Below are 25,674 nucleotides of genomic sequence, written 5' to 3'. Positions count from 1 at the left end.
TATGTTCTCCTTGTGCCGTCTGCTGAGCATCCTGCTGGTTGTATTCCGTTTTCGTCTGGACGAGCTGGTGCTCTCCAGTATCCGCCATCCCTGGGCGTCCCGCCTGTTGCGCGTTGTGCGTCTGGGCCGCAAGCCCAAGCTGCCGCGCGGTGTGCGTTTGCGCCTGGCTTTGGAAAGTCTGGGCCCCATCTTTGTGAAGTTCGGTCAGGTGCTCTCTACGCGCCGGGATCTGATTCCGATGGATATCGCCGAACAGTTGGCCATGCTTCAGGATCGTGTGCCGCCTTTTCCTTCCGACGTGGCGGAGGCGACGATTCAGAAAGCGTTGGGTGCCTCGCCTTACGATCTGTTCCAGGAATTTGATCGCACGCCCGTCGCCTCGGCCTCGATCGCCCAGGTTCACTTTGCCACCCTTCACAATGGCCGCGAGGTCGCTGTGAAGGTGCTGCGTCCGGGCATGCGTGAGGTCATTCACAAAGATCTGCGCCTGATGCGGGTTCTGGCCGCGTTCATGGAACGTCTGGGACCGGATGCCCGTCGTCTGAAGCCGCGTGAGGTGGTCGCCGAGTTCGACAAGTATCTGAACGACGAGCTGGACCTGATTCGTGAAGCCTCCAATTGCAGTCAGCTGCGCCGCAATTTCACCAAGGATGTCGAGCGCACCCAGTTGCTGATCGTGCCTGAAGTGCATTGGGATTACTGCGCATCCACCGTGTTCACCATGGATCGCATGAAGGGTATCCCCGTCAATCAGATTGATCGTTTGCGTGCGGCCAACGTGGACTTGAAAGATCTGGCCCGCAAAGGGGTGGAGATTTTTTTCACCCAGGTGTTTACCGACGGCTTTTTCCATGCTGACATGCACCCTGGCAATATTTATGTGTCGGATGCCCCTGAGACGCTGGGCCGTTACATTGCCCTGGATTTTGGCATCGTGGGCTCCTTGTCCGAGTTCGACAAAAACTACCTGGCACAGAATTTTCTGGCTTTTTTCCGGCGCGACTACCGCCGGGTAGCCCAACTGCATATTGAGTCTGGTTGGGTGCCGCCAGAAACCCGCGAGGAAGAGCTGGAAGGCTCGGTACGCGCGGTGTGTGAACCGTATTTTGATCGGCCTTTGTCCGAGATCTCGCTGGGGCAAGTGCTCTTGCGTCTATTTCAGACCTCGCGCCGGTTTAATGTGGAAATTCAGCCGCAGCTGGTGCTGCTGCAGAAAACTCTCCTGAATGTGGAGGGGATGGGGCGGGACCTGGATCCGGAACTGGATCTGTGGGATACCGCCAAACCTTATCTGGAAAAGTGGATGTACCAGCGTATTGGTCCATCGGGCTTTTACTCGCGTTTGAAACAGGAAGCCGGGCAGTGGGCCCAGATCATGCCGCAGCTTCCGCGTCTGGTTTATTCCAGCCTGAATAGACCAGAGACAGGGCAGGCGTTGAACCAGGAACTTAAGCTGCTGCGTCAGTCGCAGCAGCAGACCAACCGATTGTTGACCGCCTTATGTGCTGTATTGGCGGTGGCGGTCGGGGTGGCCATCTGGGCTTTGGTGGGGCGTTAAGTGTGACGACCCCGCAGCGTGTCAGTTTTTTTGTGGCTGACATATTTCTGATAACTGCAGGTTCTACGATAGACGCAGGTCCGCCAGCGTATTGCTAAGCTGGCGCTTTCCGGCGCCTTCCGGACGGTAAATGGCCGCCCTCAAGGAACCGCTTGATTCTTTTTAGGAATCGTTATGCTTTACCATGACTTATTTAAATCCATGGAAGCGGTGCGCTGGAATTTTGCGCATGACATACCATGGGATGATTTTGACGGCAGCAAGCTGAGCGACGAGCAGGCTTACACCATCAAAATGAACGCCATTACCGAGTGGGCTGCCTTGCCGGCAACCGAGATGTTCCTGCGTGACAATAAAGATGACAGCGATTTTTGCGCCTTTATGTCCGTATGGTTCTTCGAGGAGCAAAAACACTCACTGGTTCTGATCGAATACCTGCGCCGTTTCCGCCCCGAGCTGATGCCTACCGAAGAAGAGTTGCATAAAGTGCGCTTTGATTTTGATCCGGCACCCGCCATGGAAACCCTGATGCTGCACTTTTGCGGCGAGGTTCGCCTGAACCACTGGTACCGTCGTGCCGCAGACTGGCACACCGAACCTGTCATCAAGGCCATTTACAAGATCGTGGCCCAGGATGAGGCCCGTCATGCCGGTGCGTACCTGCGCTATATGAAGCGTGCCCTGGTACACAAGGGCCAGGAGTTCGGTCTGCAAGCCCGACTGGCCTTCTCCAAGATTGGAGTGCTGATGGCGTCGGCGCATCGCACGGCCCAGGCATTGCATCCCACCAACTTGCACGTCAACAAGGCCATGTTCCCGGAAGATACCGTGCAGTCCAAGCTGCCTTCACCCGGCTGGCTGGAAAACTGGCTGGATACGCAGATTCGTTTTGACAAGGAGTGGGAGCATAAAGTCAGCTCGCGTATCCTGCACAATATGTCCCTTTTGATGGGCAGCTCGTTTGAAACCGTTCAGGAATTGAACCGTTACCGTAAGGAACTGGCTCGTCAGGTTGGATCGGACTCGTCCCTGGTGCAGGCTTGATATGAGTGCGCGTTTCGAGGCCAAGGTGCTGGAACTGCAGGCGTTGCGTGAGGCTGTGGAGCAGGGTCGCCTGGCACGTCCGCTGGTCTTTACCAATGGTGTGTTTGACATCTTGCATCGCGGGCATGTCAGCTACCTGGATGAGGCCGCGCAGCTGGGTGCATCACTGATCGTAGGGGTGAATACCGATGCGTCGGTACGCCGTTTGAACAAAGGCCCGGAGCGCCCCATCAATTCCGAACAGGATCGCGCCGCCTTGTTGGCTGCCTTGGCTTGCGTGGATGCCGTGGTCCTGTTCGATGAGGACACCCCGGAAGCCTTGATTGCCGCCCTGCGCCCAGACTTGATCGTCAAGGGCGGTGACTACGATATGGAAGCCTTGCCCGAAACGGCACTGGTGCGTAGCTGGGGAGGCGATGCCGTCGCCATTCCCTTTGAGTTTCAGCGTTCCACGACAGCACTGGTCAAGAAGCTGCGCGACTGAAAGCGAAATACAAATGGATGTGTTTAATCCCGGCTTGGTCTGGGATTTTTTTTGCTTGCAAGCAGGGAGCTCGAGGGTCTGCTGATGCCCAGGATGGTTTAGTGTTTGATAGATGCCGGAGTATTGGGCCCAAGCCAGACAGGACTGCTCCTGCGTTTATCAGTGGCTGAGCAAGATGTGATGCGGCCCTCGTGCTTGATCTGGTGGGCTGGGCGTATGTGTCTCGGAGGCAGATATTGAGCGTATGTATGAGTTCTCGAGTCTGGCTGGAGAGGTCATGCTTCTAGGGCCAGATTGCGGTGCCTGGTTCGTGTCTCTTGCCAGCGCAGGCTTCAGGATGCCGGTTCAAGCAGATCGTTGACAGCACGCAGGTCGTTTTCGTTCAAGGTGCCACTGGCGGCTTTCAGACGCAGACTGTTCATCAGGACCTCGTAGCGGGCTTGTGCCAGACTGCGTCGGGCTTCATAAAGCTGCTGCTGAGCATTGAGTACGTCGATATTGACGCGCACACCGACCTCGTATGCCAGCTTGTTGGCCTCCAGTGCATCTTGGCTGGATTGGGTGGCCGTTTCCAGTGCTTTTACCCGCACCAGACCAGTGGTGACACCCGAGAAGTACTGGCGTGTCTGCTGAAGAGACTGCTGAATGGCGAATTGGTAGTCGTAGCGGGCCTGCTGCAGCCGCGAGCTTTGCTCACGAACTTGAGAGCGGGTCTCACCCCCCCGGAAAATGGGAATGCTCAGTTCCAGACCCAGCGCGCTGTTTAAGGAGCGGGGGCCACCGCCGGTTTGGCCGAACAGGGTTTGGTCACTGCCACTACCTGTCTGGGCTTTCAGTGCCAGGGTAGGCTCATGCAGTGCCTGGATGCTTTTCAATTGCTCTTCGGCTGCTCGCGCCTTGATCTCCGCCAAGGCAACGCTCAGGCCAGATTGACGGGACTGATCGAGCCAGTCCTGAAGATTTGCGGGCTGGGGAGCAGGCAAGACCAGGGGGTCACGCAGGCGAGCCAGTGTTTCAGCGCGTTCCAGCGTCAGTGCTGCCAGTTTGTCTCGCGCTACCTGCAAGGCATTTTCCGCCTGAATGACGTTGGCACGGGTCAGGTCCAGCCGTGATTTGGCTTCGTAGGCGTCGGTAATGGTGGTGCCGCCCAGCTCAAAGTTCTGCTCGGCCGCGCGTAACTGCTCCTCAATAGCAGCCTGCTGGGCGGTCAGGGTAGAGAGCGTGTCTTGCGCGGCCAGCACATCAAAATAATGCTGGCTGACGCGCAACATCAAGTCCTGCCGCTCCAGGCTAAGCTGAATATCGGCTCCTTGCGCCAGTAACTGAGCACGTTCGTAGCGTGCCCAGGCATTGCGGTTGTAGATGGGCTGGCTCAGCGTCAGCGTCCAGGCGGCCCGATTGCTCGCTTGTTGATTGGATAGCTGGCCGGTCTGACGGCGCTCCTGGAGCTCGGCCGTACCAATCGCACTGATGTGTGGCAATAATTGCGCCCGGCTTTGCGGAACGAGTTCCTGATCCGCCTGACGGAGCGCTTGGGCGGCGCCAAATTGGGGTTCACGAGCCAAGGCCTGATTCCAGGCCTGCAACAGATCCTGCGCCTGGGCGGTGCTGCTCAAGGCAAGCAGCGAGCACAGCGCCAGTCGCACGGAAATCATGCACCGCATGCGTGCTTAAAAGCGAAACTGCGAAACCGCGGTGCCGCGTAACGGTTTGATCCAGGTATCAAACAAGGGCGTCGTCTCAAAGCTGGCTGCGCTGGTGCGAGTGATGCGCACTGCCGTCATGACCGGATTCTGACCGACCACCACTACCAGGCGCCCGCCGATACAGAGTTGATATTTCAGGGCGTCAGGAATGACAGGGACTGAGCCAGTGACCAGAATGGCGTCGTATTCGGTCGTACCCCAGCCAGCATGGGCGTCGCCCACTTCCACCTTGACGTTGCGCACATTGTTACGCTGCAGGTTCTCCTGAGCGAATGCGGCCAGCTTGCTGTCGATCTCGATAGAGGTCACTTGCTGCGACAGGTGGGCGAGCAACGCCGCCTGGTAGCCCGAGCCAGTACCGATTTCCAGTACGCCGTCGCTGGGCTGCAAGAGCAGTTCCTGCGTCAGGCGGGCTTCCACTTTGGGCGAGAGCATGGTCTCGTGCGTGTCCACGGCATTGATGATCAGTGGCAGCTCGGTGTCCGAAAAAGCCGACGAGCGCAAAGACGGGGGCACAAAGCGTTCACGCTGGACCGCGACCAACGCTTGCAGCACGTTTTCGTCGGATACGTTCCAGGGACGGATTTGCTGCTCCACCATGTAGTAACGGGCACGTTCGAGTTCAGACAGCGCAATATGGTTCATAGCTTCCAGAAAACTAAAGGCTTGGCAAAGAGCCGATTATAAGCCAGCGCATGGATAAAGATGCGCGCTTGGGCTTAGCAGGACGGCACCATCGCATGCAGCAAAGTGCTGGCGTTACTGACGGCAATGGGCAAAAAGGTATCAAAATCCATGTGTGCCTCGTTGTTGGCATTGTCCGAAATACTGCGTATGCAGACAAAAGGCACGGTATTCAGATAGCACACCTGGGCAATGGCGCCACTTTCCATTTCACAGGCGATAGCGTCAAAGGTGGTGCTTAACCACTGTATTTTATCGTTACATGCAATAAATTGGTCGCCGGTAACAATTCGGCCAGTATGAACCCGATGCCCTTCGATTTGCTGGGCTGCGGTTTGGGCTATCGCCAGCAGGGCCGGGTCCGCGGGAAAATCAAAGGTATCCAGGCGAAAGACCTGTCCGGGCGCCAGCCCCAGGGCTTTGAGCTCCACATCGTGCTGGACCAGGGTATCGGCAATCACAATATCGCCAGGCCGGATGCTGAGTTCAACGGCGCCGGCGATTCCGATATTGATGATGCTGCCTACGGAAAACTCCGAGATCAGCATCTGGGTGCATGCCGCGGCATTGACTTTGCCCACGCCGCAGACCACGGCGACGACGGGCTTGCCCAGATAGCTGCCGCGATGAAAGCTCATGCCAGCGCGCTGGATGGTCTGTGGCGCTTGCAGGCGCTCCAGCACAATCTCCAGCTCCTCGCGCATGGCGACAATAATTCCAAGTGTAGACATAAGACAGGGGCCATCAAGCGGCCCGATCAAACGGCACGTATCAGGACGATGGCCACAGTTTATGGAAATGGTGTACCGGGCCGTGGCCGCTGCCCACCGTCAGCTCACCCGAACGGGCGATGGCTTCGTACAGGTACTTTTTGGCCGCCAGAGCGGCATCAGGCACACGGTCGTATTGGGGCAGCAGGGCTGCCAGCGCTGCCGACAGGGTGCAACCGGTGCCGTGGGTATTGGCAGTATCAATACGCCGGGCCGGCATTTCTATCATTTTGTCGCCATCATGCAGCAAATCGATGCATTCTGAGCCGGGCAGATGGCCGCCTTTCAGGAAAACCCAGCGTTCATCGCTGTGGTTCATCAGACGGCGCAGACGCTCGGCTGCCTGGCGCATTTCCTTGACGGTCTCTACCGGCCGGGCGTTCAGCAATACACCGGCCTCGGGCAGGTTGGGCGTGATCATGGTGCACTGGGGTACCAATTGTTCACGCAAGGCATGCACGGCGGATTTTTCCAGCAGATGATCGCCACTCTTGGCGATCATGACCGGGTCCAGGACCAGATGCTTGGGTTTGAATTGAGCCATGCATTCGGCCACCACCGTGGTGACGGCCTCCTGGCCCAACATGCCGATCTTGACGCCATCAATGCGTACGTCGGCAAACAGAGTGGTGATCTGCTGGCGTACAAATTCGGCGGGAACCGGACTGATGCCGCTTACCCCTTGGGTGTTTTGTGCCGTCAACGCGGCAATGACAGCGGTGGCATAAGCGCCCAGGGCGCTCATGGCTTTCACGTCAGCCAGAATACCGGCGCCGCCGGAGGGGTCAACTCCGGCAATGGTCAGCGTATTGGGAATCATGTCTCGTTCAGGTACGGGAGTGAATCAGCCCTTCGGTTGGGGAGCTGGGGTCGGCATCGTAGTATTTGCGCGGCACGCGGCCCGCCAGATAAGCCTGGCGACCGGCTTGTACCGCCAGGTTCATGGCGCTGGCCATCAGGACAGGCTGCCGGGCGCCAGCGATAGCGGTATTCATCAAGACGCCATCACAGCCCAGTTCCATGGCAATGGCGGCGTCCGAAGCGGTGCCTACGCCAGCATCCACCAATACCGGCACCTTGCTTTGATCGATGATCAGGCGCAGGTTCCAGGGGTTGATAATGCCCATCCCCGAACCAATCAGGGAGGCCAGAGGCATGATGGCGACACAGCCGATGTCTTCCAGCATCCGTGCCTGGATAGGATCGTCGGCACAGTACACCATGACGTCAAAGCCTTCATCCACCAAGGTTTTGGCGGCTTTCAGGGTTTCAGGCATATTGGGAAACAGATTGCCGGAGTCGCCCAGCACTTCCAGCTTGACCAGCTTGTGGCCGTCCAGCAGTTCACGCGCCAGGCGCAGGGTGCGCACGGCATCCTCGGCCGTGTAGCAGCCGGCGGTGTTGGGCAGCAGCGTGTATTTGGAAGGCGGCAGGTAATCGAGCAAGTTTGGCTCGTTGGCATTCTGGCCGATATTGGTGCGGCGAATAGCCACAGTCACAATCTCAGCGCCGCTCGCTTCAATCGCCTGACGCGTCTCATCAAAATCTTTGTATTTACCGGTGCCTACCAATAACCGGGATTGGTAGTGGGTTCCGGCCAGGATAAAAGGATCGTTGTTCACTGTTTGGGTCATGGTGGTGCTTTGTTGCGCATCCGTGCCTGTGGACGGATCAAGAATTGGTTTTTTGCTGGGCAAACATTGCAAGAATAATCCATTTGGGCGGGGCCCGCAGGAAAACCCTTAGGCGGCCTTGCCGGTGCGGGGCAGGGAGGCGGCTCGGGCCAAAGCATGACCCGATGTGCTGGCCACATTGGGCTGTCGACCGGGCAACGCTATACCTTGGCATAGTCGCCTTATGTTCAAGTCTATGCAGACAGGCCTAATGCCCACTGGCTCTGTCAGGGCCGCGATGCGAAAATCCTGTTGCTCCTGATGCACGGGCCTGCCAAGCAGGGTGGGTCTGCCCACACCGGTCGGTTCCAGCGCCGGGTCAGAGTCTGCGGGGGATGGAGTTGGTGGGCGTTTTCCCGTTTGTAGCCGTCCTAAGGCGCAATCAAGGGATCGGACAGAGGGTCGGGCTGGGCACGTCTGAGATGATAAATAGCGGTTTTTGTTTTTTACGATGACAAGAAAGCAGCTCGTGTCCAAGCCGGGCTGGATGGCTGTCCTTGTATCACGAGCGAGAGGTGCGCATGAACCCGACCGAGTCTTTTTACCCTGACCCCAGTCTGTTTGCAGAACCGGCTTCAAGACACCTGAGGCACCGTGGCCAGGGTCATGGGGTCTGCCACGCCCGGCCTTTGCGTTTGCGCAGTACTTATTGGGTGGTGTGCGTGGCCTTGGGCGGGCTTGGTGGCGTGTTGGTGCCGGGTCACAGTGATGCCGAAACCTCCGCGCAGCTCTATGGCACTGTGGATGCCGGTTTGGGCTGGACGCATGTGAGCGGTCAAGGCTCGCAACGAGGCGTTCTCAGTGGCGGACAGGCAGACTCCTTGTGGGGGATTCGGGGCCAGGACTCTCTGGGGGAGGGGGGGCGTGCCACCTTCAATCTTGAAAGTGGCATTGATCTGGCCACAGGACGGGGCGACGAGTCGGCGCGGCTATTCAACTACCAGGCCTGGCTGGGGCTGGGGAGCGATCAGTGGGGTGAACTGCGGTTTGGACGTCAGCACACCGTCGGTCAGGAGTTTGTCTCTGCTATTGAAGTGGGCTCCTGGAAAGACTTCGGGATGGGGGCGTTGATGCGTGCCTCGGACAATTATCAGGTCTCTCAGCAGCTCAGCTGGCGTAGCCCACAGTGGGCGGGCCTGCAGCTCGGACTGAGCTACAGCGGCGATGTTGGCGAGCAGAGCTTGTCTGGTTTGGCTGATGCGCGCACAAAGCTATACAGCCTGGCGCTGCGTTATGAGCAGGGCCCTTGGTTACTGGCAGCCAGTCATGAGAGTTTGAGCCGGATCGAATCCAATCGGCCCACCGCCTTGCAGTTGGGGGCCAGCTATGACTTCGGATTTGCTCGTGTGGCGGCAGGCTGGAGTCGTCAGAGCAACGGTTTTGTGGGCTTGAATGGCGATGAAGGCCCGACGTATTGGCAGCAGAGGGGGCTGGGTGGCCTGGGGCCGACGGAGTTTGTTCAGGGCGGCCGCCTGGATACCTGGTACGTGGGCTCGGCCATTCCGCTTGGCAAGGGCGAGGTTCAGTGGCAGTGGTCATTGGGGCGCCCGAACTGGAGGTGGGAAGCGACCGGGGAACAGGCTGGCCGCCTCCAGGTGATGTCTGTCGCTTATGTGCATCCTTTGTCGCCGCGCACCAGCCTTTATGTCTTTGCGGCCCAAGGGCGGCGCTATGACATGGAGACAGCCGTCCATGTCAGTGAACCGCGTACCAGCCGTGTCGCTCTGGGTGTGACCCATCAATTTTAAGCCACGCCAGTTTGTCGGTCGCCCAGCTGGAATGGGCAGTTTGGCCGCGGCACGACACTGGCCAGCCTTTGCAGGCGAACGGCAAAAGGAGGTATCCCTAAGTGTAAAAGGGATGTCCAAAGGGTGAGGCCACGTAGGCCAATGCCTTGCAGACAAGCCCTGGGGCACGATGCGAAAATAGTGCCGGTTCGGAAAACCTTCGGATCTTCTTGTTTAACCACTCAGGTTTACAACGCAATGGACCCTGATCCCTCTTCATGGCTTTGTCCCTGTTCCAGGGCGGCCTTCTTAATGACCAATCAAACGGACGCCGGACCACGAAGCGGGCTTCTCTAAGAAGATGAGCACTCTTTCTGGACCCCGGGTCTGAAGGAGAATGCTATGTTCCGTCTCACGCTGTTTCGCTCTGCTCCCTGCAACCTGGCTTTGCAAGAAGCGCTGCGTCAGGCTGCCACCCGCCAGCGTCAGGATTATTTGCTGGAGCTGCTGCAAACACACGGCGCCCGCGAATACGCTTATGCGCTCAATGATCTGTCCGGGCGCGCCATTGAAAACGCTCTGGCGACGTTGCCTACTGTGGAGCGCAGTCAAGTGCTCAAGCATCTGTCTCGGCGTGCTCAAACCCGTCTGGATGATGTGGAGGGCTTGCGTCGTCAACCTACCCATGCGGTATTGACCCTGCCGTCCTTTGTGATGTGAGAGTGCAGCAAGCCTACGCTGAGTGTGGCTGGTTCTGAGGATGGTCCACCAGCCCGCGCTTCGCTTTACCTCGTTTGCGGACCCACGGGGACGGTTAATGTGCCGTCCCCGTTGATTGGACGTCCTGTCTGGCGCTGTACGCTTTTTTGTCTTTATTCCCCTCTACAAGCCAATTACAGCAAGGAAGAGATGTGCGAGACCGGCGTATGGGTGCCTTACTTGGGGGCTGTTTATGACCTTAATGACAACTTCTCGGTCTACGCCAGCTACACCACGATTTTCCAGCCTCAAGACCTGCAAGACGAGAGCGGTCGTGTCCTGGACCCCTTGCGCGGGGATAACTCTGAGGTTGGGCTCAAAGGCGAATTCATGGAAGGTCGACTGACGTCCAGCCTGGCTTATTTTCAGCTGCGGCAGGACAACTTCGGTAAAGAAACGAGAGGACGTACGCCCTCGGGCGGCATCGCGTATGGAGCGGTGCCTGGCGTGCGCACCCATGGGGTAGAGTTCGAGCTGGCGGGTCAACTGACGTCGCAACGGCAGATGCATGCGGGTTACGCTTACAAGCTCTCGCGCCAGGACGGCGATAACGTGTCCATCTTGTCACCCGAGCATCAGTTCAAGCGCTACACCACCTATGATTTCGAGGGCGGCTGGAAGGGACTGACCTTGGGCGGTGGCGCACGTTGGCAAAGCAAAACGTGGGGGGAGGTCAGCCGGCCCGGTTACGCCGGTCAGGTACAGCACCTACACCTGGGGTGAGCCGCGCAATATGATGCTGGCAGTGAAGTATCAGTTTTAAGCGGCAGAAGAAAAACCGTTCAAAAAGCCTGGGCCCGATAGCGGTCCAGTTGTTCGCACAACTGGCGAGTGGCCTCTATCAGCCTTGGGCCGGGACGGTACAGGGCGTCCGGGTTCAGGTTCAGTAACGCGTGGGGACTGAGCCCCAGATGCTTTTCCCAGAACAGATGGCGCGCGCGCAGCTGGGCGGGGTCACGGTAAGCCAGGATGACCACTTGCGGACGCTTGTGCAGAACGTCTTCCAGACTGATAGCGGGTGCGACGGCGGCGTGGCGGGCGTAGATGTTCTGCGCTTTGCAAGTGCTGAGCACATCCTGGATCAAGGGGTCGCGGGCCAAGGTGTACAAGGGTTCGGAGCCTATTTCCAGAAATACGCTGACGGTGTGGCCCAGACGGCTATTCTGGCGCAGGGCTGCGATTTGCTGGTCCAGCAAAGCGGCGGCAGGCACAGCGGCCTCGGCGGTGTCCAGACGGTCGCCAGCCAGACGGATGAAGGCGGGAATATCGTCCAGTGTCTTGGGGGCGGCAAAGATCAGGCGGATCGAGGCTTGTTGCAATTGTCCTTGCAATTCAGGTCCGATCTGGTTGGGCTGCCAGGCCCAGACCTGGTCGGGTTTAAGCGCCAGCAGTCGTTCGGGGTTGACCCGCAAGGCGTCCCCAATGCTGGGCAGATCCTTGGCAGCAGGCGGGTAGTCGCTGGAACTGTCGACGGCGATCAGGCTGTCTTGTGCTCCAGCCGCAAACAGGATCTCAGTGATGTGAGGGGCCAGACTAATTGCGCGTGCGCGGGCTGTAGCGACGGTTGGTGAGGATTGGGTTTCCTGATCGGTCGTGGCGTTTTGTGTTTCTGTATCTTCTTGCTTGTTCTGTATTTCTGGCGTGCTGTGTTCCGTGCTGGTCTGTATCTCGGGCTGTACTTGAGTCTGCACCTGTGCTGGGGCCGGGACGGGCAATGCCAAAGGCAGCACGAACAGGCAACGCAAGCTCCACCGCCGCAGTCCGCTCCAGACAGAGCGCTTGGCGGGCTGTAGACGACAAGTCGCAGGCAAAGAGGGCATCATGCAGCCTCCGTAAATGGCACGGCCCCTGAACGGGGCCGTGCCAGAATTGACCAAGGCCAAGTGAACAGCTTACATACGCCAGGCAAAGTTCAGGAACACGCTGGAGCCAGCGTTGTTATAACCGCGAGCCAGGGTGTAGTCCTTGTCGAACACGTTGTTCCAGCGCAGCTGGGCTTCCAGGCTGGAGGTCAGCGGGTAGCTGGCGGTCAGGTTAAGCAGACCATAGCTGCCCAGACGTTGTTCGTTTTTCGCATCGTCATAACGGTGGGAAGCGAACAGGTATTCAGCGCCGGTTTTCAGATCCCCGAACGTGTGTTCCACGGCCACTTTGTAGTTTTGCTTGGCACGGCGGATCAGTTGCTTGTCCGTATTTCTATCCTTGGGGTCGGCAAAGTCGGCGCTGGCACTCAAGGTGGTGTCGCCCAGTTGCTTGACGGCTGTCAAGGTCAGGCCCGTGATCCGTGCTTTTTCCGTATTGCTGGTTGTGCATTCGAAATTGGCATCACACACATATGGGTTGATCATGTCGCGGATGCGGTTCTGGTAGACCACCATCCCCAGTTGGGTCGTGTCGTCGGTATAGCGGATATGGCCTTCCACATTGCGTGATTTCTCCGGTTTCAGGTCCGGATTGCCCTGAAAGCCCCAATTGTAGGGCGAGTACAAGTCCGCGAACGTAGGTGCACGAAAGCCCGTGTTGGCGGCGACACCTACTGTCCAGTTGCTGGTGATGTCTAGGTCATAGCCCAGGCCGCCCGTCACCTTGTTGCCATAGCCACTGATATTGTCATTACGCACGCTGGCTTGCAGGTGGTGTTGATTAATATCGCCACGGTAAATCAGGGCAAAGGCATTGGTGTTGCGCTTGTCGTCCTTGTGCACGGTGCTGTGGCTCATCCGTTCTTCCAGACGTTCGGCCAGCAGGGAGACGGTTTGACCCTGGGCGACAGTCAGGTCGTTTTGCCAACTGTATTGGCGCTGCAAGGTGGCGTATCGAGCGGCAAAAGCCCGGTTCTCTACGGTTTCTTTGCTCAATGAGGCGTTCAGGCGGCTGGTCCACTTTTCGGACAACTGGTTGGTGCTGGTCAAACCATAGGCTTGCTGGCGGGTCTGTGTGCTGGGGGTACGGCGCTCGAACAGACCGTTGTCGAACTGACCATCCATGTAGCTGTTGATAGCGGTCAGCCCCAAATGCTGGCCTTTTGACCATTCATATCCCAACGAGCCGTTCAGCCCGTGCTGGGTGTAGCCGTTTTTGTCGGGGTTGTAACTAAAGGACAGGGGATTGGTGGCATTGAAGCCATCGCTGCTACCGTAGCTGGAGGCCAGGCTGTAATCCCAGCCTTGGGCCGCACCAGAAAAACCGGCGCTGGCCTTGAAGGTATCTTGCGAGCCCAGGCCCATATTTCCCCAGGCGCTCAAGGCACGTTCACTGCCGCCTTTTTTGGTGATGATGTTCACCACCCCTCCGATGGCATCCGAGCCATACAGGCTGCTGCCGGCGCCACGCACAATTTCAATGTGCTCGATCAGGGCTGGATCAATTGCCTGCCAGTTCACCGAACCACTGGCAGAGCTGTTGATGCGCATGCCGTCGATCATCACGCGGGTATGTTGCGGGTTGGTGCCGCGCAGGTAGACGCCGGTTGTGGTTTGTGGGCCACCGCTGCTGTAGATTTCTACTCCGGGCTGACGCTGCAAAATATCGGCGACGCTGCTCTGGCCTGCTTTTTGCAAGGTTTCCTGATCAATGACAGTGACGTCACCCACCACGTTTTTCAGTGGCTGTGCCAGGCGGCTTGGCGTAACCACAATGTGATCCAGCTTGGTGACAGAAGTGGTTTGGGCCGTGGCGATCAAGGGCAGGGCGCCCGCCAGGGCGACCATCAAGGGTCTGATGGACAGTAGAGTCATGGAGATTCCTGTGAGATGTGCGTCCCCGCACATCGATAAGCGAAGCCGTCCACGGGAGGACGGCCGTAAAGTCAGGGTCAGAAGCAGGCTGGTGTCGGGCTTTGCGCGTAGCAGGTACCGTTGCGGGGGCAGCACGTTTGGCAGTTTCAGTATGAACCGCTCACGTTTCCCATTTGACTTTCCCAGGCCCAGCGGAGTGTGGGCCGGAAAGCACCTCTTTCCGAGCCGAAAATGTTACATGCCGTGGGGGCAAAGGTTAAGTGTTTAGGTCGGATTTCCCGTACAAAGCGCTACAATTGTGGCGCCAATCCACCATTCTTGTGCTTCTTGCTGCCAGAGGCTGTCAACATCCCGTTTCGTGTTACGGAGTTTTTAGTGTCCTATCCCGCTTTGCCTTACCCGATCTCTGCCTACACCCGTGGTGCGGAGTTTGCCCGACGTCTGGGGCAGCAAATCCTGATTCTGGACGGTGCAATGGGCACCATGATTCAGCGGTACAAATTGGGCGAGGCCGATTTCCGTGGCGAACGCTTTGCGGATCACCACAAGGATGTGAAGGGCAATAACGAATTGCTGTCGCTGGTGCGTCCCGACATTATTCGCGAGATTCACGACCAGTACCTGGCGGCCGGGGCCGATGTCATCAGCACCAACACCTTTGGTGCGACGGATATAGCCCAGGGTGATTACGATTTGCAGGGCATCAGCTATGACCTGAACCTGGCGTCGGCGCAACTGGCCTGTCAGGCGCGTGATGCCTTCAGCACGCCCGAGTGGCCGCGTTTTGTGGCTGGTGCGCTGGGCCCACAACCTAAAACGGCTTCCATCTCTCCCGATGTGAATGACCCCGCCGCCCGCAACGTCACCTTTGAGCAACTGAGGGTGGCCTACACCGAGCAGGTGCGTGCCTTGCTCGATGCCGGCGTGGATATCCTGCTCATCGAAACCGTTTTTGACACGCTCAATGCCAAAGCGGCTGTCTTTGCCCTGGAAACGGTCTTTGACGAACGTGGTGAGCGCGTTCCTGTCATGGTGTCGGGCACGGTCACGGACGCTTCGGGCCGCATTCTGTCCGGCCAGACGGTGGAAGCCTTCTGGAACTCCATGCGTCATGCCCGTCCGATTACGATTGGCCTGAACTGTGCGCTGGGTGCCGCCTTGATGCGCCCCTATGTGGCCGAGCTGTCCAAGATTTGCGATACCTACGTTTGTGTCTACCCGAACGCCGGCTTGCCCAACCCCATGGCCGAAACCGGCTTTGATGAAACCCCCGCCGATACCTCCAGCCTGCTGCAGGAATTTACGCAAGCGGGTCTGGTCAATATGGTGGGTGGGTGCTGTGGCACGACGCCCGAGCACATTGCCGCCATTGCCGAGCTGTGCCGTAAGCTGCCTCCACGAGTTGTTCCTGAGGTGCCCGTTAAAACCCGCCTGTCGGGTCTGGAGCCTTTGAACATTGATGAAGACACCCTGTTTGTGAACGTGGGTGAACGTACCAACGTCACGGGCAGCAAGGCTTTCTTGCGCCTGATTCAGCAGGAAAACTACGAAGAAGCCTTGTCGGTGGCGCGGCAGCAGGTGGAAAACGGTGCGCAGATTATCGATATCAATATGGATGAGGGCATGCTGGACTCAGCAGCCTGCATGCATCGCTTCCTGAACATGATCGCCTCTGAGCCGGACATTGCGCGCGTGCCCATCATGATCGACAGCTCCAAATGGGACGTCATTGAAACTGGTTTGCGCTGCGTGCAAGGCAAGGCCATCGTGAACTCGATCTCCATGAAAGAGGGCGTTGAGCCTTTCCTGGAGCACGCTCGTTTGTGCCGCAAGTATGGCGCCGCCATTGTGGTGATGGCCTTTGACGAGCAGGGTCAGGCCGATAGTTACGAGCGTCGGGTAGAGATTTGCGAACGTGCTTACCGTTTGCTGGTGGATGAGGTGGGCTTTCCGCCTGAGGACATCATCTTCGACCCCAACGTGTTTGCCGTGGCAACCGGCATGGATGAGCACGCCAACTATGGGCTGGACTTTATTCGGGGTGTAGGCTGGATTCACAAAAATCTGCCGCACGCCCGCTTGTCCGGCGGTATTTCCAACGTCAGCTTCTCCTTCCGTGGCAACGAAGCCATGCGCGAGGCCATCCACACCGTTTTCCTGTACTACGCCATTCAGGAAGGCCTGACCATGGGGATTGTGAATGCGGGCCAACTGGGTGTGTATGCCGATATCGAACCGCATCTGCGCGATCTGATTGAAGACGTGATTCTGAACCGGGCCGAACCTAAGGGCAAAACCGATCCGGCTGATGAGCGCACCCCCACCGAGCGTCTGGTGGAAATGGCCGAGAGCGTCAAAGGCTCGGGCGCCAAAAAAGAGGAAGATCTGAGCTGGCGTGAAACCACGGTCGAGCAGCGCTTGATCCACTCGCTGGTGCATGGCATTACCACCTTCATCGTGGAAGACACGGAAGAGGTGCGTCAGAAGATCGCTGCTCAGGGCGGTCGTCCCATCAGCGTCATTGAAGGGCCGTTGATGGACGGCATGAACGTGGTCGGTGACCTGTTTGGTCAAGGCAAGATGTTCCTGCCGCAGGTGGTGAAGTCTGCGCGTGTGATGAAGCAGGCCGTCGCCCACTTGGTCCCTTTCATTGAGGAAGAAAAGCGCCAGATTGAAGCGGCAGGTGGGGATGTGCGCTCCAAGGGCCGCATGGTGATTGCCACGGTGAAAGGCGACGTACACGACATTGGCAAGAACATTGTGTCCGTCGTGATGCAGTGCAATAACTTCGAAGTGGTCAATATGGGGGTGATGGTGCCTTGCGCCGAGATTCTCGCCAAGGCCAAAGAAGTGGAAGCCGATATCGTGGGGCTGTCCGGCCTGATCACCCCCAGTCTGGAAGAAATGGCCTATGTTGCGTCCGAGATGCAGCGTGACCCTTACTTCCGTGAACGCAATATCCCTCTGATGATTGGTGGCGCGACCACCAGCCGGGTCCACACGGCGGTGAAGATTGCGCCGCATTACGACGGCCCGGTCATCTACACACCGGACGCCAGCCGCTGCGTCGGTGTGGCCACGCAGCTTGTCTCGGATAATGTGGAAGAGTTTCTGGCCGAAGTGCGCGAGGAATACGAACAAGTGCGCCAGCGCCATGCCAATCGTAAAGCCACCCCTTTGATTTCGCTGGAAAAAGCGCGCCAGGACAAGCCTGCGATTGACTGGACAACCTATGTCCCGCCACGCCCCAAGTTCATTGGACGCCGCACCTTCAAGAATTATGATCTGGCCGATATTGCCCAGTTCATCGACTGGACGCCGTTCTTCCAGACCTGGAGCTTGTTTGGCAAGTACCCGGCCATTCTGGAGGACAAGGTGGTGGGCGAGCAGGCCAAGACCTTGTTTGCCGAAGGACAGGCCATGTTGAAAAAGATCATTGAGGGCCGTTGGCTGACCGCCAATGGCGTCATTGCCTTTTACCCCGCCAATACGGTCAATGGTGAGGACATCGAGGTCTATTCGGACGAATCGCGCAGCGAAGTCCTGTTTACCTGGCGTAATCTGCGCCAGCAAGGTGTCAAGCGTGAAGGCGTAGATAGCAAGTGTCTGGCCGACTACATTGCTCCCAAAGAAAGCGGCGTGGCCGATTACATCGGCATGTTTGCAGTCACCGGCGGGATTGGCGTGGACAAGCTGTCCGAGCGTTTCCAGGCCGCAGGGGACGATTACTCAGATCTGATGATCAAAGCACTGGGGGACCGTTTTGCAGAAGGCTTTGCAGAATGTCTGCACGCTCGTGTCCGCACGGATTTGTGGGGGTATGTGACGGACGAACGTCTGTCCAACGAAGAACTGATCGACGAGAAATACCAGGGTATTCGTCCCGCACCGGGTTACCCGGCGTGTCCGGAGCACGTGGTTAAACACGACATGTTCCGTGTTCTGCAGTGCGAAGACATCGAGATGTTCATCACCGACAGTTACGCCATGATTCCGGCTTCCAGTGTGTCGGGCTTTTACTTCAGCCACCCGCAGTCCAAGTATTTTAACGTGGGCAATATTGGTGAGGATCAGTTGCAGGACTACATCAAGCGCAGTGGCCGTACGGAAGAAGATGTGCGCCGCACCTTGTCGGGCGTGCTGGGCTGATATGGGAACGACGGGGCCTGGTACGGGAGGCGCCGAGAGCACCTCCCAAACCCGACGTCAGGCTTTGGGGCGGTTTTTGCGTCATGCGCGAGAACGTATCCGGCCGCTCGACGTCGGTCTGGCCCCGGGAGTGCGTCGTCGTACTCCTGGTTTGCGCCGCGAAGAGGTGGCCCAGCTGTGCGATATCAGCACCACCTGGTACACCTGGATCGAGCAGGGCCGCGATGTGACCGTGTCCCCGACTGTCTGTGCCCGGCTGGCCACCGTGTTGAAGTTGGCCAGAGCGGAACGTCATTACCTGTTTGAGCTGGCCGATTGCGCCGATCCTGAGCATTGGCAAGGTGATATTCAGCCTTTGCCGCAGGGCTTGAGCGCCTGTGTCGACAGTATCTCCGCGCCTGCTTATATTCTGGACCGCAGCTGGAATGTTCTCGCGCGTAACGAGGCCTTGCTGGACTTGTTTGATGGCTGGCCCGATCGCAGCGAGCAGCCCAATCTGCTGCGTTACATCTTTCTGGACCCGGCCGCACGCGATTTGGTGGTGGACTGGGAGCAGCGTGCCAGCCGTGTCGTGGCCGAGTTTCGCGCCGATGTCGGCGCACATGCGGATGAGGCCGATATACAGGCGCTTATTCAGGAACTGGGGCAGCAAAGCCAGGTATTCGCGTTCTGGTGGGGACGCCAGACCGTGGTGGAGCGGGAGGGGGGATTGCGGGATTTCCGCCATCCCAAAAAAGGTGTCAAGCGTTTTCAGCAGTTTACGTTCCGGCTGGCTATCCGGCCGGACTGCAAGTTGGTGATGCTGCTCACTGATCAGGCTTCGCGGGCAGCGGAGCCGGACTAAGGCAGACACAGCAGATCGGTGCGCCAGGAGACGTTGGGCAAGACTTGCCAAAGCAGGCGGCATACCTTCGGACTGAGCCCTATGCTTTCGTTTTTCTGGTCGTGCGTGGCGCCTGTTGCAACGAATCGCCATCAGTGGGGGATAGTCGGGCAAAAGACAGGCTGGATAAGGCGGTAATCGCACCCAGAATCAGGAAAGCCCAAATCGTATCCTGCGTCTGCACACTGCTGGCACCACGCAGGGCCATGCTGATGTTCAAGGTGACGGCCGCGCAAGCCACGCCCAGACTGATGGCCAACTGCTGCGCCATGGCTGCAAAGCTGCTGGCCTGACTCATGGCCTCGGATTCCAGGTCGGCGTAGGTCAGGGTGTTGACTGCGGTGAACTGCAGGGAGCGGAAGAAACCACCTGCCGTCAGCACGGCAATCATCAGCCACATTGGGGTCGTGGCCTGGAACAGGGCGCACAAGGCGATGAACAGGCCGGTCAGCCAGGCATTGATGATCAGTACATTGCGAAAGCCAAAGCGCCGGATGATGGGCGGGGCCACCAGCTTCATGCCCAGTGCACCAATCGCACCGGTAAAGGTGATCAGACCTGCTGCCAGCGCGCTCATGCCAAAGTTGGTTTGCAACATGATTGCCAGTAGAAAGGGGGAAGCTCCGAGCGAGAAGCGGCACAGGTTGCCGCCCAGTACCGATATGGCAAAGGTTTTGGTGCGCAGCAAGGACAGGTCAATGATGGGATAGGCTACCTGGCGGGCGTGCCAGACATACCACAGGCCGGCGATCAGTCCGGCCAGGGTCAGCCAGCCCAGGGTGGACCAGTTCAGGGTGCCGTGGCCGACGTTCTCAAAGCTGGTTACCAGGGTGGCCAGGCAGATGGCGCTCAAGATAAAGCCCAGCCAGTCCAGGGGAGGCCGGTCGGTGGGATAGTCCTCGCGGATATAGCGTAGTACCAGGGCAATACCCAAGGCTCCGACGGGGATGTTGATCAGGAAAATCCAGTGCCAGCTGGCATACGTGACTAAAAAACCACCCACGGGCGGGCCGATGATAGGGCCGAGCAAGGCGGGTAAAGTCAGCACGGCCATGGCGCTTAAAAGCTGATCTTTAGGGACGCGCCGCAGTAAGATAATGCGTCCTACCGGTACCATCATGGCCCCCGCCATGCCCTGGACCACCCGGGAAATGATCAGTTGGGTCAGGGTCTGGGACAGGGCGCATGCAACAGAACTGGCGGTAAAGAGTAGAATGGCGGCCAGGAACACCTTGCGCGCTCCAAAGCGGTCCGCAGCCCACCCGCTGATAGGCACGAACACAGCCACTGCCAGCAGGTAGCTGGTAATGATGGTATTCATGCGGATGACGCTGGTATCCAGCGACAAGGCCATGGTGGGCAGGGCTGTGGCCACTACGGTCGAGTCCAGCATTTGCATGAACAAGGCACATCCCACGATGTAGGGAATAATGCGTATGGCCCGACGCTCTTGAGGGGACAGGGTTGCCGGTGGTGGGGCAGCTTCGGTCTGTTCAGATGCCATGCGGCGAACTCTCTGGTGTGCGGTGCAGTAAACTCAAACTTTTCTGTTATCCAATTTATTTAGGCGTACAGGTATTATGGCAAAGAATTTCGAATCCGAAATTACCCAGTTTCTCAAACAATATAAAGCTCAGAATCCCGATACCGAAGCGCGTCAGCGTGAGGGGCGTTATCGTCTGTGGGACAAGCAGATTGATCAGGAACTGCAAGATGGTTACAAGGCGGCCCGCACGCCCCAGAAACCTTACGTGTACTACGAAAACAACTAAATCCTTGCGCCGGCGCCTGTGACCGAGATTGCACAGCAGACTGTTGTGGACACGCCAGCTCTTCAGCCCGAGGATGTGCTGGCGCGTCTTTATGGTGAGCCGCTGTTTGCGATTCCCCAGGATCTGTACATTCCGCCCGATGCGCTGGAAGTGTTTCTGGATGCGTTCGAAGGCCCGTTGGATTTATTGCTGTATCTGATCCGCAAGCAGAACTTCAATGTGCTCGATATTCCGATGGCCCAGGTCACCGGGCAGTATCTGGCGTATGTGGAGCAGATTCGCGCCAGCAATCTGGAGTTGGCGGGTGAGTACCTGCTGATGGCTGCGCTGCTGATCGAGATCAAGTCCCGCATGCTGCTGCCGGTGCGACGTGCGGACACGGGTGAAGAAGTGGATGATCCGCGTGCGGAGCTGGTGCGCCGTTTGCTGGAATACGAACGCATGAAGGAAGGGGCGCGCCGTCTGGACCAGTTGCCCCTGGCGGGGCGCGATTTTCTGCTGGCCAATGCCCAGGCCGAACTGGTTATTGAGGCGATCCCGCCGGAGGTGAGTGCAGAGGATTTGCGCGAGGCTTGGCTGGGGATTTTAAAGCGGGCCAAGCTCAACGCCAGTCACAAGATTACCCGTGAGCAGTTGTCGGTGCGGGATCACATGAGCCAGATTCTGCGACGTTTGCAGCATGTTCGCTTTATGGAGTTTAGTGAGCTGTTCAATGAACGTCTGGATCAGGGGGATCCGACAGCGGTGCTTGTCGTGCATTTTCTGGCAATGCTGGAATTGGCACGAGAGTCACTGCTTGAAATCACGCAGGCCGAGCCCTACGCTCCTATTTATTTGCGCCTGACGTATATTCGAGCGCAGGCCGATGGGCCTGATCTTATTCCGTAGCGGAGAATTTTTTGAAAGTCGTTCATAACATCCAAGAACTGCGCGATCAGCTTCAGGGCCAGACACGCGTGGCATTTGTTCCAACCATGGGGAATTTGCATCGGGCTCACCTGGACCTGATGAAGATGGCGCGCCAGCATGGCGACCCGGTGGTGGCCAGTATTTTTGTCAATCGCCTGCAATTTGGTCCTAACGAGGATTTTGATCGTTACCCCCGCACCTTGCAGGAAGATGCGCAGAAGATGGAACAAGAGCGCGATGTGTATGTCTTGTTTGCGCCCTCGGAACGCGAAATGTACCCCGAGCCGCAGAGTTTCCGCGTCAGCCCGCCCGATCATCTGGGGCGGATTCTGGAAGGTCATTTCCGTCCCGACTTTTTCGAAGGCGTGTGTACGGTTGTTCTGAAGCTGTTCTCCTGTGTACAGCCGCGTGTCGCCGTCTTTGGCAAAAAGGACTACCAGCAGTTGATGGTGGTGCGTCAGATGGTGCGTCAATTTCAGTTGCCGGTGGAGATTCTGGCGCACGAGACGGTCAGAGAAGAGGATGGTTTGGCCATGTCCTCGCGCAATCGCTATTTGAGTCCGGAAGAGCGCGCCCAGGCCCCGCAGATTTACCAGACGCTGCAAGAGATGAAGGAACGCTTGCAACAAGGTCAAAGCCGTCAGGAGATTGAGGCGTATGCGACCGGCAAATTGACCGATCTGGGATGGAAAGTGGATTACATGGCTTTGCGTCGTCAGTCGGACTTGCTCGAACCGAGCGAGGAGCAGATACAGGCAGGCGAGCCTTTGGTGGCGTTGGCCGCGGCCAAACTGGGTGCAACGCGTTTGATTGATAATCTGGAAATGACTAAAGCCTGATTTCTTGTGTTATTTGGTTAGAAAAGCACAGTTTTTACTGTGCTTTTTTCATATCTGCGTGCTTTTGGTCTGTTTGTCTTTTTGTCTTATTGACCGTGGGGCAGGGGCATCCCAAAGCGAGAAGGGCAGGGGCAGGCTGGACTCAGTTGGCGCGGTACCTAGCCCCTGGACCCAGTGCAAGCGTCGGGCCTGTACAGGGTGGGTGTCTCTTTAGAGCTGCTGCCGGAGTCTGGTTGGGGGAGCGCACTCGCCGTCGCAGATTTCAAGCGCCGATATGGGCTGGTAAATAGCTGTTTTTTGGGTTACTGAAACGTGGCTATTTATATTAGTCCTATGACAAAAACATCCTGCACAAGTTAACAGTCGTGTAGTCCCTGCCTAAAATGACAAACTCTGTCTATGGTTAATTCTTCACATTACAGGTGGCCTGGCCGCCTGGTACAGATATACGAGACTGATATGGTATTGAATAGCCACCTTCCCGCTTCTGTGCTTTTTGAAAGCCTGACCCCGCGTGAGCGCGATGTCCTGTCCTATATCGCGACGGGTAAGGCGAATAAAGTGATTGCGGCCGAATTGGAGATTTCCCAGCGCACGGTCGAAGCGCATCGGGCACGCGTTTTTCAGAAGTTACGCGTGCGCAATGCGGTTGAGCTGACTCGTTTTGTCTTTAGTGAGCCGGCGCTGCGCGATGTGCTACCGCCCTGTTTGATGGGCGGGCAGTCTGCACCATAGCACTTAGCGGCAGGCGGGGATTGGCTGGCTGTCCAGCTCACTGACCGGGTCCAGATCCGCTTGTCGGGTCAAGTGGCTCTCCAGCGTGGGACGTTGCTGGTTGAAGGTGTTAACGCGCAAGACATTGTTGTTTACAAAGCTCAGATCTGCCAGGGTCGAGTCATTGTCCGCCAACAAGGCGATGCGGGTGGGCTGTGTGCCGATGGGGACCCAGCAACCGCCCTTGTGGTAAGACTGACCAGCACCCAGCGGGGTGGCTCTTAAACGCCATTGACCGGCTGGCGCCAGGGTCACGCTGATTTTGTAAGGTTCGCAAATGCCACCTTGGGGCGGGCAGGACAGGGTGCCTAGAAATGTTTTGGGCTCGGCCAGTTCGGCAACACTGTGATCGGCCTGGGCGGCCGGGGCTTGCTCGGCGCTGGCCGGGGTAATGGCGCGCAGACCTTCCTGATTGCCAAAACCCAGATTGATTTGCGAGGGGGCACGGGCGGTGCTGCTGCCTTGTGCCTGGCGCAGGGCGTCTTTCTGGGTAGAGTCACGGCCTTCGTTAGGGGTGGGCTGAACGGGTGCCTGGGCGCAGGCTGCCAGCAAAACAAGCGAGAGCAGGGGCAGTGAACGCAGAGGAGAAATCTTGAGGAAAGACATGGCGGGCTTCCGTGGACTGGTGATAGCTGAATTCTACGCTAGACCTGGCCTGGCGGGACAGTATCAGACCTATCGAGGGTAGGAGGATTGGCGCGGGTACGTTACAGTTTTGTTTTTTTATCCGTGGATTGCACATGCTGACAATTGGGCTGACTGGTGGAATTGGATCGGGCAAAAGCCAGGTGGCCAATTTTTTTGCTTCCTGGGGGGCGGCGGTGGTGGATACGGATGTGATCGCCCATGAGCTGACCGCGCCCGGTGGCTTGGCCATTGAGCCTATCCGCGATACGTTTGGTGCCGAAGCCCTGGCCGCTGACGGCTCGATGGATCGGGACTGGATGCGAGCCTGCGTGTTTGCTGATCCGGCCGCCCGTCATCGCCTGGAGGCGATCATTCATCCTCTGATTTGGAACGTAACAAAAGCACAGACCTTGAAGGCGCAGGGATGTTATCTTGTTGTGGTTGTACCCTTGCTGGTGGAGTCAGGACGATGGAGCGACCGTGTGGACCGGATTTGCGTTGTCGATTGTGATGAGGCGACCCAGATAGCGCGCGTGCAAAAGCGCAGCGGGCTGGCAGTGGCCACAATTGAACGTATCATGGCCGCACAAGCGCAACGTCAGCAACGCCTGGCGGTGGCTGATGATGTGGTTCTGAACGATGGGCAGACGACGTTGCCCGTGTTGGAAGAGCGGGCGCGGGCTGTCCACCAACGCTGGTGTGCCTTGACTGCCTGACACCACACCGTGTCTGACCCCCAGCCGACAAATAAAGGTTTTTAAACGCGTGACTCTATACGAATACCCATGCAATGAGCGTGTCCGGGCTTTACTGAGAGTCGAATACTTGTTCGATAGGCTGTTTCATTTTTCGGCCAACCAGGATGCGTACTCGCACCAGATCGCAGTAGCGACTTTATTTGATTTGCTGGACATTGCAGATCGAACCGACTTGCGTTCGGCCGTTTTGCAGGATCTGGAACGTCAGCGCGTGGCGCTGGCCGCACTGCGCGAGCACCCTGGGGTGCAGTTGCAGGCACTGGACAAGATGATCGAGCAGATCGTGCGCGCGGCCGCCGACCTGTCTGCCCAAGGGCGGGTGGGACAAGGTTTGCGTGAGAATGAATGGCTGACCAGCTTGCGCGGCCGGGTCGCCGTGCCCGGCGGCACCTCCCCGGTGGATATGCCTTCTTATTATTCCTGGCAACAGCGGCCGGACAAGGATCGCGTTCAGGATTTGCGCCGCTGGTCCGAGTCTTTTTTACCGCTTTATCAAGGCCTGGCCTTGATCTTGCGTCTGCTGCGTCAGTCCGGCGACTCGGCCGACCAGATTGCCCGCGATGGCTCCTATCAGGAGATGCTGGCTGGCAAAACCTTCCAGCTGCTGCGCGTCTGGGTGGATGCGGGGGCGTGCATCTATCCCGAAATGAGCGCGAACCGGTATGTCATCTGGATACGCTTTGTACAGCAAGACAATCAATTAAAACCGCAGGCCGTGACCGTGGATATTCCCTTTCGGCTGGCTCGTTGCAACTTCGGCTGAAAACGCTGTTCATATAAGGTTCAGACAGCCGCTTTTATACTTGCTGTGCCAGCGCGGT

23 protein-coding genes and 1 riboswitch are annotated in these 25,674 nt (G+C 57.8%); of the genes, 14 read left to right on the top strand and 9 right to left on the bottom strand.

Annotated features, from left to right (window positions below):
* Position 1 precedes the first annotated feature (1 nt).
* The 3 genes from ubiB (at position 2) to rfaE2 (ending at position 3,086) form a co-directional block, all read left to right on the top strand.
* Positions 2-1,558 (top strand): ubiquinone biosynthesis regulatory protein kinase UbiB, encoded by a 1,557-nt coding sequence (gene ubiB, locus RSQ48_RS15010; RefSeq protein WP_059318224.1) that lies wholly within the window; start codon positions 2-4, stop codon positions 1,556-1,558.
* Positions 1,559-1,732: 174 nt separating this feature from the next.
* Positions 1,733-2,602: a ferritin gene (locus tag RSQ48_RS15005; protein WP_003802080.1), complete on the top strand. Its 870-nt coding sequence runs from the start codon at positions 1,733-1,735 to the stop codon at positions 2,600-2,602.
* A gap of 1 nt (position 2,603) precedes the next feature.
* A complete protein-coding gene (gene rfaE2, locus RSQ48_RS15000) occupies positions 2,604-3,086 on the top strand; it encodes a D-glycero-beta-D-manno-heptose 1-phosphate adenylyltransferase (protein WP_003802078.1) in 483 nt (160 codons plus the stop codon).
* A gap of 332 nt (positions 3,087-3,418) precedes the next feature.
* Here rfaE2 and RSQ48_RS14995 read toward each other — a convergent pair whose 3' ends face one another.
* From RSQ48_RS14995 to RSQ48_RS14975, 5 genes are all read right to left on the bottom strand, one after another.
* On the bottom strand, positions 3,419-4,741 hold the full coding sequence (locus RSQ48_RS14995; RefSeq protein ID WP_240209292.1) for a TolC family outer membrane protein: 1,323 nt from the start codon (positions 4,739-4,741) through the stop codon (positions 3,419-3,421).
* Between the two features lie 15 nt (positions 4,742-4,756).
* Positions 4,757-5,437 (bottom strand): protein-L-isoaspartate O-methyltransferase family protein, encoded by a 681-nt coding sequence (locus tag RSQ48_RS14990; protein WP_003802073.1) that lies wholly within the window; start codon positions 5,435-5,437, stop codon positions 4,757-4,759.
* 74 nt (positions 5,438-5,511) lie between these two features.
* Positions 5,512-6,207 carry a 5'-methylthioadenosine/adenosylhomocysteine nucleosidase gene (locus tag RSQ48_RS14985; RefSeq protein WP_240209291.1) on the bottom strand — a complete coding sequence of 232 codons (696 nt, stop codon included), beginning with the start codon at positions 6,205-6,207 and terminating at the stop codon, positions 5,512-5,514.
* Positions 6,208-6,247: 40 nt separating this feature from the next.
* Positions 6,248-7,066: a bifunctional hydroxymethylpyrimidine kinase/phosphomethylpyrimidine kinase gene (gene thiD, locus RSQ48_RS14980; RefSeq protein WP_003802069.1), complete on the bottom strand. Its 819-nt coding sequence runs from the start codon at positions 7,064-7,066 to the stop codon at positions 6,248-6,250.
* A gap of 7 nt (positions 7,067-7,073) precedes the next feature.
* Complete coding sequence (locus RSQ48_RS14975; protein WP_003802067.1) at positions 7,074-7,880, bottom strand: thiazole synthase; 807 nt, start codon at positions 7,878-7,880, stop codon at positions 7,074-7,076.
* A gap of 560 nt (positions 7,881-8,440) precedes the next feature.
* Between RSQ48_RS14975 and RSQ48_RS14970 the strand changes: the two genes are divergently transcribed.
* The 3 genes from RSQ48_RS14970 to RSQ48_RS14960 all read left to right on the top strand — a co-directional run bounded on the left by RSQ48_RS14970 (position 8,441) and on the right by RSQ48_RS14960 (position 11,128).
* Positions 8,441-9,667, top strand: coding sequence for a porin (locus RSQ48_RS14970; RefSeq protein WP_003802065.1), 1,227 nt, complete (start codon positions 8,441-8,443; stop codon positions 9,665-9,667).
* Positions 9,668-10,048: 381 nt separating this feature from the next.
* Positions 10,049-10,366, top strand: a complete 318-nt coding sequence (locus tag RSQ48_RS14965) for a hypothetical protein (protein ID WP_003802063.1) — start codon at positions 10,049-10,051, stop codon at positions 10,364-10,366.
* A gap of 189 nt (positions 10,367-10,555) precedes the next feature.
* Entirely contained in the window at positions 10,556-11,128 is a 573-nt protein-coding gene (locus RSQ48_RS14960) for a TonB-dependent siderophore receptor (protein ID WP_219235155.1), read from the top strand.
* Positions 11,129-11,187: 59 nt separating this feature from the next.
* On the opposite strand, the gene RSQ48_RS14955 is transcribed toward RSQ48_RS14960, so the two are convergent.
* Together RSQ48_RS14955 and RSQ48_RS14950 are read right to left on the bottom strand one after the other, a co-directional pair.
* A complete protein-coding gene (locus RSQ48_RS14955) occupies positions 11,188-12,228 on the bottom strand; it encodes an ABC transporter substrate-binding protein (RefSeq protein WP_230406207.1) in 1,041 nt (346 codons plus the stop codon).
* A 69-nt stretch (positions 12,229-12,297) separates the two neighbouring features.
* A complete protein-coding gene (locus RSQ48_RS14950) occupies positions 12,298-14,142 on the bottom strand; it encodes a TonB-dependent receptor plug domain-containing protein (protein WP_219235154.1) in 1,845 nt (614 codons plus the stop codon).
* Between the two features lie 68 nt (positions 14,143-14,210).
* Positions 14,211-14,375, bottom strand: a riboswitch (cobalamin riboswitch).
* Between the two features lie 142 nt (positions 14,376-14,517).
* Between RSQ48_RS14950 and metH the strand changes: the two genes are divergently transcribed.
* On the top strand, positions 14,518-18,291 hold the full coding sequence (gene metH / locus RSQ48_RS14945) for a methionine synthase (protein WP_415301943.1): 3,774 nt from the start codon (positions 14,518-14,520) through the stop codon (positions 18,289-18,291).
* Position 18,292: 1 nt separating this feature from the next.
* A complete protein-coding gene (locus RSQ48_RS14940) occupies positions 18,293-19,135 on the top strand; it encodes a helix-turn-helix transcriptional regulator (RefSeq protein ID WP_219235151.1) in 843 nt (280 codons plus the stop codon).
* A gap of 79 nt (positions 19,136-19,214) precedes the next feature.
* Here the strand turns inward: RSQ48_RS14940 and RSQ48_RS14935 are convergent, their stop codons facing one another.
* Positions 19,215-20,678, bottom strand: a complete 1,464-nt coding sequence (locus tag RSQ48_RS14935; RefSeq protein WP_003802053.1) for a DHA2 family efflux MFS transporter permease subunit — start codon at positions 20,676-20,678, stop codon at positions 19,215-19,217.
* A gap of 76 nt (positions 20,679-20,754) precedes the next feature.
* Between RSQ48_RS14935 and RSQ48_RS14930 the strand changes: the two genes are divergently transcribed.
* The 4 genes from RSQ48_RS14930 to RSQ48_RS14915 all read left to right on the top strand — a co-directional run bounded on the left by RSQ48_RS14930 (position 20,755) and on the right by RSQ48_RS14915 (position 23,429).
* Entirely contained in the window at positions 20,755-20,946 is a 192-nt protein-coding gene (locus RSQ48_RS14930) for a DUF3460 family protein (RefSeq protein WP_003802050.1), read from the top strand.
* A 45-nt stretch (positions 20,947-20,991) separates the two neighbouring features.
* A complete protein-coding gene (locus RSQ48_RS14925; RefSeq protein ID WP_219235149.1) occupies positions 20,992-21,834 on the top strand; it encodes a segregation and condensation protein A in 843 nt (280 codons plus the stop codon).
* 11 nt (positions 21,835-21,845) lie between these two features.
* A complete protein-coding gene (gene panC / locus RSQ48_RS14920; RefSeq protein WP_003802045.1) occupies positions 21,846-22,694 on the top strand; it encodes a pantoate--beta-alanine ligase in 849 nt (282 codons plus the stop codon).
* A gap of 459 nt (positions 22,695-23,153) precedes the next feature.
* On the top strand, positions 23,154-23,429 hold the full coding sequence (locus RSQ48_RS14915) for a response regulator transcription factor (RefSeq protein ID WP_003802043.1): 276 nt from the start codon (positions 23,154-23,156) through the stop codon (positions 23,427-23,429).
* Between the two features lie 3 nt (positions 23,430-23,432).
* Here the strand turns inward: RSQ48_RS14915 and RSQ48_RS14910 are convergent, their stop codons facing one another.
* Entirely contained in the window at positions 23,433-24,074 is a 642-nt protein-coding gene (locus RSQ48_RS14910; RefSeq protein ID WP_219235148.1) for a hypothetical protein, read from the bottom strand.
* A gap of 134 nt (positions 24,075-24,208) precedes the next feature.
* Between RSQ48_RS14910 and coaE the strand changes: the two genes are divergently transcribed.
* Positions 24,209-24,811 carry a dephospho-CoA kinase gene (gene coaE, locus RSQ48_RS14905; protein ID WP_301606010.1) on the top strand — a complete coding sequence of 201 codons (603 nt, stop codon included), beginning with the start codon at positions 24,209-24,211 and terminating at the stop codon, positions 24,809-24,811.
* A gap of 49 nt (positions 24,812-24,860) precedes the next feature.
* Positions 24,861-25,616, top strand: coding sequence for a cell division protein ZapD (gene zapD / locus RSQ48_RS14900; protein WP_039943397.1), 756 nt, complete (start codon positions 24,861-24,863; stop codon positions 25,614-25,616).
* The last annotated feature ends 58 nt before the right edge of the window (positions 25,617-25,674 follow it).

The organism is Alcaligenes sp. SJTW-7 (assembly GCF_047716895.1).
Taxonomy (GTDB): domain Bacteria; phylum Pseudomonadota; class Gammaproteobacteria; order Burkholderiales; family Burkholderiaceae_B; genus Alcaligenes; species Alcaligenes ammonioxydans.
The sequence above is the reverse complement of the archived record's forward strand: the minus strand, read 5'-3'. Positions and strand labels throughout refer to the sequence as shown.